The organism is Aeromonas sp. 600948, from assembly GCF_049174875.1.
Taxonomy (GTDB): Bacteria; Pseudomonadota; Gammaproteobacteria; order Enterobacterales; family Aeromonadaceae; genus Aeromonas; species Aeromonas veronii_A.
This window is the reverse complement of the sequence record NZ_JAAKTY010000001.1, coordinates 38034-50777: the sequence shown is the minus strand read 5'-3', so window position 1 is coordinate 50777 and position 12744 is coordinate 38034. Positions and strand designations below refer to the sequence as shown.

Annotated in this window: 8 protein-coding genes; 3 read left to right on the top strand and 5 right to left on the bottom strand. The window is 60.3% G+C overall.

What is annotated here, in order from left to right; all coding sequences use genetic code 11:
* Window positions 1-2: 2 nt before the first annotated feature.
* Entirely contained in the window at window positions 3-1433 is a 1431-nt protein-coding gene (locus G5182_RS00230; RefSeq protein WP_227340748.1) for an HD domain-containing phosphohydrolase, read from the top strand.
* 16 nt (window positions 1434-1449) lie between these two features.
* On the top strand, window positions 1450-2991 hold the full coding sequence (locus G5182_RS00225; protein ID WP_254203392.1) for an HD domain-containing phosphohydrolase: 1542 nt from the start codon (window positions 1450-1452) through the stop codon (window positions 2989-2991).
* 72 nt (window positions 2992-3063) lie between these two features.
* On the opposite strand, the gene purL is transcribed toward G5182_RS00225, so the two are convergent.
* Complete coding sequence (purL, locus tag G5182_RS00220) at window positions 3064-6987, bottom strand: phosphoribosylformylglycinamidine synthase (RefSeq protein WP_421254050.1); 3924 nt, start codon at window positions 6985-6987, stop codon at window positions 3064-3066.
* Window positions 6988-7136: 149 nt separating this feature from the next.
* Between purL and mltF the strand changes: the two genes are divergently transcribed.
* Entirely contained in the window at window positions 7137-8621 is a 1485-nt protein-coding gene (gene mltF / locus G5182_RS00215; protein ID WP_421254049.1) for a membrane-bound lytic murein transglycosylase MltF, read from the top strand.
* 372 nt (window positions 8622-8993) lie between these two features.
* On the opposite strand, the gene G5182_RS00210 is transcribed toward mltF, so the two are convergent.
* From G5182_RS00210 to G5182_RS00195, 4 genes are all read right to left on the bottom strand, one after another.
* Window positions 8994-9218, bottom strand: coding sequence for a zinc ribbon domain-containing protein (locus G5182_RS00210; RefSeq protein ID WP_227340752.1), 225 nt, complete (start codon window positions 9216-9218; stop codon window positions 8994-8996).
* Between the two features lie 124 nt (window positions 9219-9342).
* Entirely contained in the window at window positions 9343-10839 is a 1497-nt protein-coding gene (der, locus tag G5182_RS00205) for a ribosome biogenesis GTPase Der (RefSeq protein ID WP_005333794.1), read from the bottom strand.
* 74 nt (window positions 10840-10913) lie between these two features.
* Complete coding sequence (bamB, locus tag G5182_RS00200) at window positions 10914-12098, bottom strand: outer membrane protein assembly factor BamB (RefSeq protein ID WP_088869218.1); 1185 nt, start codon at window positions 12096-12098, stop codon at window positions 10914-10916.
* A complete protein-coding gene (locus tag G5182_RS00195; protein WP_021229680.1) occupies window positions 12091-12741 on the bottom strand; it encodes a YfgM family protein in 651 nt (216 codons plus the stop codon). The genes bamB and G5182_RS00195 overlap by 8 nt, the downstream gene beginning before the upstream one ends.
* Between the last annotated feature and the right edge of the window lie 3 nt (window positions 12742-12744).

Genomic DNA, 12744 nt, shown 5'->3' with positions numbered 1-12744 from the left:
CAATGAATAACGATCACGCCATGGCCATTGTCTGCGATCTCGCCCTCTGCATCGGTCGGGAGGTCACACTCGATGCCCTGCTCACCAAAGTGTTGCAGCGCTTTATGTTTCACTGTGCCACACCGGTTGGTGTGGTATTGCAGCAGCAACGGGAAGGATATGAGCTGCTCAAGGTCATTGGTGATGATCAGCTATCCCGGCACAGTGGCTCGCTGCTCTCCTTGCCTGCCTGGATTGTTGAAGGTGACCAATGTGCGCTGCAAACGACCTTGCCTCTCCCCGGTGGCCGACCGTACCACTTTGCCTATCGGCTCAGGGTTGACGGGGGATATCTCATCTTGCTGCTGGCCCCCCAACCCCAGCAGCACACAGTGCCGGTCTGCCATCTGTTCAGCCCGGTGCTCGGTAATCTGGCGCGCGCCATCCAGTTGTGCAAGGACAGCGAACAGCTCGCCAGGCGCCAGCAGGCCGAGCTGGTCGACATGCAGCGCCTCAACGAATCCCTGCTCAAGGCCATTCCCATCCCGGTGTTCTACAAGGATGTCGAAGGGCGCTTTCTCAGCTGCAACCCGGCCTTTACCCAGGTCACCGGGATCAGCAAGGCCGAGCTGCAGGGGAAGCGGGTGGACGAAATCCTGCCCCCGGAGATGGCGGACGAATATACCCAAAGGGACATGGAGGTGCTGCGCAGCAGGCAGCCGCAATATTTTGAACACACGCTGTTTGATCGCAGCGGCCACCGCTACCAGGTGCTCAACTTCAAGGATCTCTTCTATGACCATCAGGGCGAGGTGGCCGGAATCATAGGGGCACTGGTCGACATCACCCATATCAAGGAAAGCGAGCAGCGCCAGCGCACCCTGCTGTTTCAGACCATCGCGGCCCTCTCCTCCGCGATTGCCCACAAAGATCCGGTCACGGCAGGACACGAACGGCGCGTGCATGATCTCGCGCTGGCTATAGGTCAACAGCTGCAACTGCCGCAAGAGCAGCTGGATGGATTGGGTCTTGCGGCCATGGTGCATAACATCGGCCTGCTGCAGATCCCGGCGGAGATCCTCACACGCCCGCGGGAACTGAGGCCGGTTGAGTTCGAACTGATCAAACAGCATCCGGACACTGGCCGCGAGATCCTGCAACAGATTGACTTCCCCTGGCCCATCACCACCATAGTGATGCAGCACCATGAAAATCTCGATGGTAGCGGCTACCCACAAGGGCTACAGGGGGATGCGATCTCGCTGGAGGCGAGGATTATACGGGTCGCCGACTCCCTGGCCGCCATGACGGCCCACCGTCCGTTCCGGCGCGCCCTCTCTCTCACCGATGCGTTCGCCGAGCTGACGCGCTATGCCGGTGTGCATTACGACGAACAGGTGGTCGATGCCTGTTTCGCCGTCTGGCAAGCGGGCTACCGCTTTACTACCACCTGACTCTGGTTGCACCAAGATGATGTTAAAAGATCTACCGCCATCCATTCAGCCACCGGGCGTCAGCTCTCACCCCACCGCAGCCCTGCTCCATCAGGTGATGGAACAGCTGCCCTATCGCGTCCTGTTGAAAGATACCCGTTCACACTTCATCGCCTGCAACCGACTGCTGGCCGACGATCTGGCCCTCACCCCGGCCGAACTGGTTGGCAAGTGCGATGCCGATTTTTTCCCGGCCGAGCTGGCCCAACGCTACCGGGATGACGATCTCCAGGTCATGGCCAGCGGCACAACCCGGCATCACGAAGAACCCTATCTGAAAGGGGGTGAAGACCGCTGGCTCAGTACCACCAAGTTTCCCCTGTACGATGAGCTGGGCAAGGTGATCGGTGTCGCTGTCTTTTTCGAAGATATCACCGACCAGAAACAGCAGCAGGAGCGTCTCCAGCAATATACCTGGACGCTGGAAGCAATAACCCGCGCCCACCATGCCATGCTCAAGCAGGGGGATGAACAGACACTACTGCAGGAGATCTGTGATGCCATCACTTTCGATGGCCGTTTTCCCCTGGTGACCGTACTGCAGACCGCTGATCAGAACAGAGTACAGATCCTGGCGCAGGCAGGTCAGGCCGTCTGGTTTGCCAGCGATAACTGGCTCACCCGGGACGCAGCCCTGATCAGTGCAATCAGTTCAGGAGAGATGCGCAACGAAGCACTTGGCACCGAACTGGTCCACCACTCCGCCACCTTGAGGGGACGGCTGCTGCTGCCATTGCAGTGGCAAGCCACTGTGCCAGGCGGACTGCTTATTCACAGCACGCAGGCCAGAGCCTTCACCGATGAGGAGGTGCATCTCTTCAACGGACTGGCCGACTACCTGACCTATGGCCTGCAGGCACGTCGAACCCAGCAGGCCTATCTTGCCGCCCAGCGTGAAAAAGCCATGCATGCCCGCCAACTGGAGCTGGCCCTAGAGGATGCGCTGGGAGCCATCGCTGCCGTGCTGGAACAACGCGATCCCTACACCGCCGGACACCAGAAGCATGTCGCTACCCTGGCGCTGGCCATCGGCCGAGAACTGGGGTTGGGTGATAAACCGCTACGCGGTCTCTATCTGGGCGCCATGGTGCACGATATCGGCAAAATCCAGGTCCCTGTCGAGATCCTCACCAAACCGGGCAAACTGACCCCCCAGGAGTTCAATCTGGTCAAGGAGCATCCGACAGCGGGTTATCTGGTGCTCAAGGATATCGCCCTGCCCTGGCCCATAGCCCGGATGATCCACCAGCACCACGAGTATCTCGACGGTTCCGGCTATCCATCAGGGTTAAAAGGCGAGCAGATCCTGCTGGAAGCGCGCATTCTCACGGTCGCCGATATAGTGGAGTCCATGTCATCGGATCGTCCCTACCGTGCTGCCCTGGGGATTGCGCAGGCCCGAACCCATATCATGGCCATGCGGGGAGTCCAGCTGGATGAAGCCGTGGTCGATGCCTGTCTGCGTATTCTGGATCGGGGAGAGTTTACCCCTCATGAACTTGGCCACGGCCAAACCTGATCGACAGAGCCCATATTGAAAAACCGGCCAAATTTGGCCGGTTTCTGTTTTTATGCGCTGGCGCAGTCGCGATTAACCCAGACGAACCCGGGCGTTGCGGAACATCCGCATCCAGGCGCCGTCCTCGCCCCAGTTGTCGGGGTGCCAGGAGTTGGCCACGGTGCGGAACACCCGCTCCGGGTGCGGCATCATGATGGTGGCGCGTCCATCGGTGGTGGTCACGGCGGTGATACCATCCGGCGAGCCATTCGGGTTGGCCGGGTACTGCTCGGTCACGCTACCACGGTTGTCGACAAAACGCAGCCCTACCAGACCGCTCTGCTGCAGTGCGCTCAGGTGAGCGGCATCGCGCACCTCGACACGCCCTTCCCCGTGGGAGACGGCAATGGGCATCACCGAGCCTGCCATGCCGGCGAAGAAGGCGGACGGGGACTCCTGCACTTCCACCAGGCTGAAGCGCGCCTCGAAGCGCTCGGAGCGGTTGCGCACAAAGCGCGGCCAGAGATTGGCACCCGGGATGAGATCCCGCAGGTTGGACATCATCTGGCAACCGTTGCAGACGCCCAGCGACAAGGTATCGCCGCGTTCGAAGAAGCGCTGGAACTGCTCGCGGGCGTTGTCGTTGAACAGGATGGACTTGGCCCAGCCTTCGCCCGCCCCCAGCACGTCACCGTAGGAGAAGCCGCCACAGGCCACCAGGGTCTGGAACTCCTCCAGCTTGATGCGACCGGAAAGAATGTCGCTCATATGGACATCGACCGCCGCGAAACCGGCACGATCGAACGCCGCCGCCATCTCCACATGGGAGTTGACACCCTGCTCGCGCAGCACGGCCAGACGGGGGGAGACCCCACGGGCAATGTAAGGTGCGGCCACATCTTCGGCCGGGTTGAAGCTGAGCTTGGCCTGCAAGCCCGGATCGGTGGCGTCCTGACGGGCCGCGTGCTCCTGATCTGCGCACTCGGGGTTGTCGCGCAGGCGCTGCATCTGCCAGCTGGTCTCGCCCCAGATGGTGCGAAGGGCGGTGCGGCTGGCGCGATAGACCTCCTGACCGCTCCGCTGCAGGGTGATGAGATCCCCTTCGCGCACGGTACCGAGCACATGGGAGCAAGCCGCCAGGCCGTGACCGGCCAGCAGGGTCATCACAGTCTCTTTGTCTTCACGACGCACCTGGATGACGGCGCCCAGCTCTTCATTGAACAGCGCCTGCAGCAGCTCGCCACCGATGCGATCAAGCTGGATGTCGAGGCCGCAGTGACCGGCAAACGCCATCTCGGTCAGGGTGACGAACAGGCCGCCGTCGGAGCGGTCGTGATAGGCGATCAGTTTGCGATCAGCCACCAGTGCCTGAATGGCGTTGAAGAAGCCTTTGAGCTGGACCGGATTGTCGAGATCCGGCGCCTTGTCACCCAGCTGGCGATAGACCTGCGCCAGTGCCGAGGCGCCGAGGCGCTGCTTGCCATTGCCAAGGTCGACGAGGATAAGGTCGGTTTCACCGAGATCGGTACGCAGCTGTGGCGTGACGGTGTTGCGCACATCCTCGACCCGGGCAAAGGCGGAGATGAGCAGGGAGAGCGGCGAGGTGACGCTGTGCTCCTTGCCATCCTGCTGCCAGCGGGTCTTCATGGACATGGAGTCCTTGCCCACAGGAATGGTGATGCCAAGGGCCGGACAGAGCTCCTCACCTACCGCTTTGACCGCCTCATAGAGACCGGCATCTTCCCCCGGGTGACCGGCAGCGGCCATCCAGTTGGCGGAGAGCTTGACCCGCTTCAGCGACCCGATATGAGCCGGCGCCAGGTTGGTGAGCGCTTCCGCCACCGCCATGCGGGCAGAGGCGGCGTGGGAGAGCAGCGCCACCGGGGTACGCTCGCCCATCGACATGGCTTCGCCGTGATAGCTGTCGTAGGTCGCAGCGGTGACGGCGCAATCGGCCACCGGGATCTGCCAGGGGCCAACCATCTGGTCGCGATTGACCAGACCGGTCACGCTGCGATCGCCGATGGTGATAAGGAAGGACTTCTCCGCCACGGTCGGCAGACGCAGAACCCGTTCGGCCGCGTCACTCAAAGTGATGCCATCGAGCTGGAGCGCTTTGCCTTGTGCAGGCAGAGTCACCACGTCGCGGTGCATCTTGGGCGCCTTGCCGAGCAGCACATCCAGCGGCAGATCGATGGGCTGGTTGTCAAAGTGGCTGTCAGAGAGGGTCAGATGCTTCTCTTCGGTCGCGGTGCCGATGACGGCATAGGGTGCGCGCTCGCGCTCGCACAGCGCCTTGAACAGCGGCAGCTTGTCCTGCGCTACCGCCAGCACGTAACGCTCCTGGGATTCGTTGCACCAGATCTCCAGCGGGCTCATGCCCGGCTCGTCGCTCTGGATGGCGCGCAGATCGAAACGACCGCCACGCTCACCGTCGTTGACCAGCTCCGGCATGGCGTTGGAGAGACCACCCGCCCCCACGTCGTGGATAAAGACGATAGGGTTGTCGTCACCCAGCTGCCAGCAGCGATCGATCACCTCCTGGCAACGGCGCTCCATCTCGGGGTTGTCACGCTGCACCGAGGCAAAGTCGAGATCTTCGGCTGACTGGCCGGAGGCCATGGAGGATGCGGCACCACCGCCCAGACCGATGTTCATCGCCGGGCCGCCCAGCACGATCAATGCCGCGCCGACCGGGATCTCTCCTTTCTGGACATGTTCGGTGCGGATGTTGCCGATGCCGCCTGCCAGCATGATGGGTTTGTGGTAGCCACGCACCTCGACGCCGTTGTGGCTCGGCACCTCCTCTTCGAAGGTACGGAAGTAACCCAGAATGGCCGGACGGCCGAACTCGTTGTTAAACGCGGCGCCGCCGAGCGGCCCCTCCTGCATGATGTCGAAGGCGCTGACGATGCGGCTCGGCTTGCCGAAATCCTGCTCCCAGGGCTGCTCGAAGCCGGGAATGCGCAGGTTGGAGACGGAGAAACCGACCAGACCCGCCTTGGGCTTGGCACCGCGACCGGTGGCACCCTCGTCGCGGATCTCGCCGCCGGAGCCGGTAGCTGCGCCCGGGAACGGGGAGATGGCGGTCGGGTGGTTGTGGGTCTCCACCTTCATCAGGATGTCAACCTGTTCCTGGTGATACTGGTATTCGCCGTTGGCCGGGCTCGGGAAGAAGCGGCCACCCTGGCTCCCTTCCATCACGGCGGCGTTGTCTTTATAGGCAGAGAGGACATGATCCGGCGTCTGCTCGAAGGTGTTCTTGATCATTTTGAATAGCGACTTGGGCTGCTGCTCGCCATCGATGGTCCAGTCGGCATTGAAGATCTTGTGACGGCAGTGCTCGGAGTTCGCCTGGGCGAACATGTAGAGCTCGATGTCGTTGGGGTTGCGACCCAACTTGGTGAAGTTCTCCACCAGATAGTCGATTTCGTCGTCGGCCAGCGCCAGACCGAGCGCCACGTTGGCTTCGGCCAGGGCTGCGCGACCACCGCCCAGCACATCCACCTGGGTGAAGGGGCGCGGCTCGTGGTGAGCAAACAGGGCGGCAGCTTCGCTCATCTCGGCAAACACCACTTCCATCATCCGATCATGGAGCACAGCGGCAATGGCGCTACGCTGGGCGGCACTCAGCTCACCCTGCCCCTTGATGGTCAGGTAATAGGCAATACCACGCTCCAGCCGCTTGACCTGTTTCAGGCCGCAGTTGTGGGCGATGTCGGTTGCTTTGGAAGACCAGGGGGAGATAGTGCCGGGGCGGGGGGTAACAAGAAACAGCTGACCGCTGGGGGTGTGTTCGGGGATGGTCGGGCCGTAGCGCAAGAGCTGGCCCAAGGTCGCTCGCTCGGGGGGAGAGAGGGGGCTTGTCAGCTCGGCAAAGTGCACATACTCGGCATAGACATCCTCTATCTCTACTCCGCTCTCTACTCCACTCTCGTTTCTCATCTGTGCGAAGCGTTGCAGCAGTTTTTGGACACGAAAATCAGACAGTGCTGGGGCACCACGCAAGATATCCATATGACCTTTCTCACCAAGTTTTAAAGTGGGGGGGAATTGAGACGCGCGTATTATAGGGATCTGGCTCACAGCGGACAAACGTTTTTCTCACTTCGAGCAGTGTGACTCTGCGCACACTCTCTGGTATAAAGGTGCCTCTTTTTTGACAAATGCCGATTTTTTCAACAAAGGTACTCACCTACTTGCGCTGCATTTTTCGACTGTTTATCGGGCTGTTGTTGACGCTGACGCTGGTTGGCTGCGACTTCTATAGCCCCTCCAGCCAGCTGGAGCAGATCCGCCAGCGAGGCGAGATCCGGGTTGGCACCATCTATGGTCCCACCTCTTATTACCAGCGTGACGACCTCGCCCAGGGGTTCGATTACGAGCTGGCACAAAATTATGCCGACTGGCTGGGGGTGACACTCACCATCATCCCGGTCAACACCACTGACGAACTGGTTACACTGCTGAAAAAGGGCAAAGTCGATCTGGCGGCAGCCGCCATCATGGTCACACCGGAACGTCGCGAGCTGTTTCGCTTCGGCCCAGGCTTCTACCAGGTCTCTCCCAAACTGGTCTACCGTAACGGCAAGCCCAAGCCGGCCTCATTGAACGACATAAAAGGCAAGCTGATGGTGGCAGCCGGCTCCACCGGGGAAGACCTGCTCAAAGAGATGAGCAAAGAGAATCCCAAACTGACGTGGAGCACCAGCCATAACGCCGATGTTGAGGAGCTGCTCAAGCAGGTGGTGGATGGCAAGATTGACTACACGGTGGTGCAGGATACCGTACTGGCACGCAGTCAGCGCTACTACCCCGAGCTCACCGAAGGGCTGACCCTGGCCCAGAAGCAGACTGTTGCCTGGGCCATGAGCAAGCGGCCCGATGACAGCCTCTACGCCAGCGTCATCGACTTTTTCGGTCAGCGCTTTATGGATGGTGCCATCGCAAAGCTGGACGAGAAGTACTTCGGCCACGTGCAGAACTTCGACTTTGTCGATACCCGTACCTTCCTCAAGCGCGCCAAGAGTCTGCTGCCCAAGTACCAGCCGCTGTTCCAGACCCATGCTAAGAATATCGACTGGCGTCTGCTGGCCGCCATCAGCTATCAGGAGTCCCACTGGGACCCTCAGGCCCGCTCCTACACCGGCGTGCGCGGCATGATGATGCTGACCGAGCCCACCGCTAAGGCGATGGGGGTCAACAACCGGCTTCATCCGGAAGAGAGCATTAAGGGTGGCTCCCTCTATCTGCAACAGATGATGGAGAAGGTGCCGGATTCGGTGCCCGATGACGAGAAGGTGTGGTTTGCCCTCACCGCCTACAACATCGGTTACGGCCACATGATGGATGCCCGCCGCCTGACCAAGGATCTGGGAAAGAATCCCGACGCCTGGAGCGACGTCAAGGATGTGCTGCCTCTGCTGCAGCAAGCACGCTGGCATCGCAAGGTGCGCTACGGTTATGCCCGCGGCAGCGAAGCGCGCAACTATGTCAACAACGTGCGTCAGTACTACCAGAGCCTGCTCTGGCTCGATAACGAGCAACAGAAGGCCCACCAGCGGGAGAGTCTCGACAACGACAGCGAGCCGGAGATCGCCGAGCGCCCGACTATCATCGCCGAAGTGGTCAATCAGATCACCATGCGCTAACCAGCCATTATTCGGCTGTCTTCACACAAACTTCTCTGTTACCATCGATTCACATCGGAGCCTATCCGAAATCGCATTGTTTTCATTATGTTGAGAGATTAAATAACAGCAATTTCGGATGGGCTCCATCAATGACCCAAGGCCGGGACGGCCACCTGAGTTGGGAGGAGACCAAGATGCAAAAACGTAGAAAAATCAGTCTGGTCAGAAAAGCGAAGTGCAGCTGGAGCCCCAGACGCAAACTCAAGCTTAATGACATAAAGCGCAACCTGTGGCGCAGAAATCGATCCTATACCCTGCTTATTGCAGAGCACACAGCATAAACCCGGCATTCGCCGGGTTTTTTATCTTCTTTCTCACCTAAATATCGTCTTAAACCAGCTCAGCCTTGAACTGTACCGTCCGCTTGGAGATCAGCGAGTTGCAGTGGTTGCAGAAGTAATCCACCGCACCACACGCCTTGAGCCGCTCCAGCTCCATATGGCAGGTGGGACAGAGCGCGGTGACCCGCACAATGGCCTGGCACTGACCACAGGTTTGCTCCTTGCTGCGGGTATCCAGTTCAGCCTGGCATGATGGACAAAGCAGAGCTTCCATAGTCGACTCCTCATAAAGTGAACCTGCGATAGGCTTGCCCATGGCGGGTTCCCCTCCCCGCCAGACATTACGCCACTGCAGGGGGAATAACAGAGCGGCTGCCGGTGAGGGCAGCCGCCAGGGCTTATTTCTTCTTCATTTTCAGCAGCCGTTTGCGCTGACGTTCCTGACTCAGGGTCATGGTGTTCTTCTTCCCTTCAAACGGGTTGACCGACTCCTGGAACTCGACCCGGATCGGCGAGCCCATGATCTTGAGGGACTTGCGGAAGTAGTTGATCAGATACCGCTTGTAGGAGTCCGGCAAGTCGTTCAGCTGGTTGCCGTGGATCACGATGCGTGGCGGGTTGTAGCCACCGGCGTGAGCATACTTGAGTTTGACGCGGCGACCATTGACCATCGGCGGCTGGTGATCTTCCTGCGCCATCTGCATAATGCGGGTCAGCATCGCCGTGCTGGTACGACGGGTGGCGGACTGGTAAGCCTCCTGAATGGATTCAAACAGGTGGCCGACGCCGCTGCCGTGCAGGGCGGAGATGAAGTGGACGCGAGCGAAGTCGATGAAGCCCAAGCGACGATCCAGCTCGTTCTTCACATCCTCTTTCACCTTCTGATCCAGACCATCCCACTTGTTCACCACCAGCACCACGGAGCGACCGGCGTGGAGCACATAGCCAAGGATGCTCAAGTCCTGATCGGTGATGGTCTCCTGGGCGTCGATCACCAGCAGGCAAACGTTGGCATCTTCGATAGCTTTCAGGGTCTTGATAACGGAGAACTTCTCCACCGTCTCGTGCACCTTGCCACGACGACGCACACCGGCGGTGTCGATGACTACATACTTCTGCTCGTCACGCTCCATCGGAATGTAAACGGAGTCACGGGTGGTGCCGGGCATGTCATAGACGATGACCCGATCTTCACCCAGCATACGGTTGGTCAGGGTTGATTTACCGACGTTGGGACGACCAACGATGGCGAACTTGATGGGCAGGTCGGCGAACGGGGTCTCCTTGGTGTCCTCTTTGGTATCGAGTTCACCGGCAGCCACCATGCGCAGCAGGGCTTCTTCGTCGAAGTCCTCCTCTTCCTCATCCTGCGCATCTTCATCGGTAGCGGAGTCGACCAGGGTCTCCAGATGGGGGGCCAGCGCCAGTTCCAGCAGGCTCAGCACGCCACGACCGTGGGCGGCCGCGATCTGGTAAACCTCGCCCAGCGCCAGACCGTAGAACTCGGAGACCGCGGAATCACCGTCGATACCATCGGTCTTGTTGGCCACCAGAAATACCTTCTTGTGGGCCTTGCGCAGGTGTTCGGCAATGGCCTGATCCGCCGCGGTCAAACCGGCACGGGCATCCACCATGAACAGCACCACATCTGCTTCTTCGATGGCCAGCAGGGACTGCTCGGCCATCTTCAGCTCGATCCCCTCTTCGGTGCCATCGATACCACCGGTATCGACCACGATAAATTCCAGCTCGCCCAACTTCGCCTGACCGTATTTACGATCCCGGGTCAGACCGGGAAAATCGGCAACCAGGGCATCCCGAGTACGGGTCAAGCGGTTAAACAGGGTGGATTTCCCCACGTTGGGGCGGCCCACCAGGGCTACTACAGGAGTCATAAAAGCCTCATTCTCAAGACGACAAAGGCTCCGGGTCCGAAGACCAGGAGCCGGATATTCACATTATCGGACGATCAAGGACGCTTGAGGGCGTACAACTTGCCGTCACGGCTCTGCACATACAGGGTCTCGCCATCCACCAGCGGGGCGGCGTAGAGACCACTGCTATCGAGCTGCTGCATCGCCTTGATGGTACCGTCGGTACGATCAAGCCAATACAGGTATCCTTCCACATCACCCACCACCACATAGTCACCGAAGATGACGGGTGCAGTGACGGTACGATTTTCCAGCTGGGTGTTGGACCACAGCTCCAGACCGTTGCGACGGTCGATGGCAAACAGATGGCTGCGGCTGTCGGTCAGCACGATGGCATTACCGGTCATCGCCAGATCGCGATAGCCGGAATACTTGCGCTTCCACACTTCATCGCCGGTCATCAGTTTGCGCGCCATCAGCTGACCGTTGTAGGCGATGGCATAGAGCTCATCACCGGCAATCAGCGGGCTGGCATCGACGTCAACCATGCGGTCCAGCTCGGTGGCACCGCGCGGATCAGCCACCTTGGACTGGCGCACCGGCTGGCCGTTGCTCAGCAGGGCGATGCCCACCTTGCCATCGGCACGACCGTAAATCACGGCGCCGTTGGTGATCACCGGTGCACCGGCACTGCGCAGGGTCAGCGGCGGCTGCTCTTCGGAGAGCGACCACTGCATCTTGCCTTCATCAGTGTCGAGGGCGATCAGGCGACCGGAGGTGGTCAACACCACCACGCGGCCATCTTCCACTGCGGGGCTTGCCACCACTTCGCCGGGCACATTGGTCTGCCACAGCACTTCGCCATTCTCTTCGTTCAGGGCGTAGACCACCCCGTTCTCGGAGCCGAGGAACAGCTTGCCGTAACGGGAAACCAGGCCGCCGGAGAGGCGGGCGCTGCGCTTGTCGGCGTTGACCGGCAGGTCGGCCAGATCGACGGTCCAGAGGCGATCACCACTGGCACGGTCAAAGGCGCTGACATCGCCGTCGCGGGCCGCCGCGTAGATGCGATCCTCTTCCACCACCGGCTTGAGCTGGGAGTAGAAGTCACCGATGCCATCACCCACATTAGATGACCATGCGGTGTCGGCTGTGAAGGCAGATTCAACCTTGGGCAGCGGCGCCATCGGGTTGAGATCCTCTTCGGAACTGAACAGGGAGCACCCCTGCAGAGCGAAGGAGACCGCAGCCCCCAGCGCCACCATCTTGAATAGATTACGCATCCGGTGCCTCACCAGTCGCAACGGCCGGCAGGGCCAGATCGTCCATTTTTAGCTTGAGCTCGGCGCTACCCTGCAGGCCGCCGGCATCCGCCGCCGCCTGATAGGCATCACGAGCCTCTTCGGTCTTGCCCTGCTTCTGCAGCACATCACCACGGGCTTCGGCTACCTGCGCCTTGAAGGCCTCATTCTGGATGGTCGCCAGCTTGGCCAGTGCTTCATCTGCCTTGCCCTGATCATTCAGCACACGGGCCAGACGCAGCGCCGCGATGGGACGAATGCTCTCGTCACCCGTGGTCGCCACCAGCTCCAGCTGCTCGGCAGCCAGATCCAGCTTGCCCGCCTTGACGGCAGCGGCAGCCAGTTGCAACGCGGCCAGTTCACCGTAGGAGTCACCCTTGTTGGCGGTGACAAACTGCTGTGCCTGCTCGAAACCGGCGGCATCGCCCTTGGCCAGCTGCTCAATCACCTGGTTGTAAGAGTGGGAGGAGGCCTCCATGGTCTCTTGCTGGTGCTGGTTGTAATAGCGCCAGCCGAACAGACCGACCAGACCGATCACGGTACCGGCAATCACCGAGGTTCCGTTCTCTTTCCACCACTCCTTGATAACCTCAACCTGTTGTTCTTCGGTGGTATAGACTTCCACAGC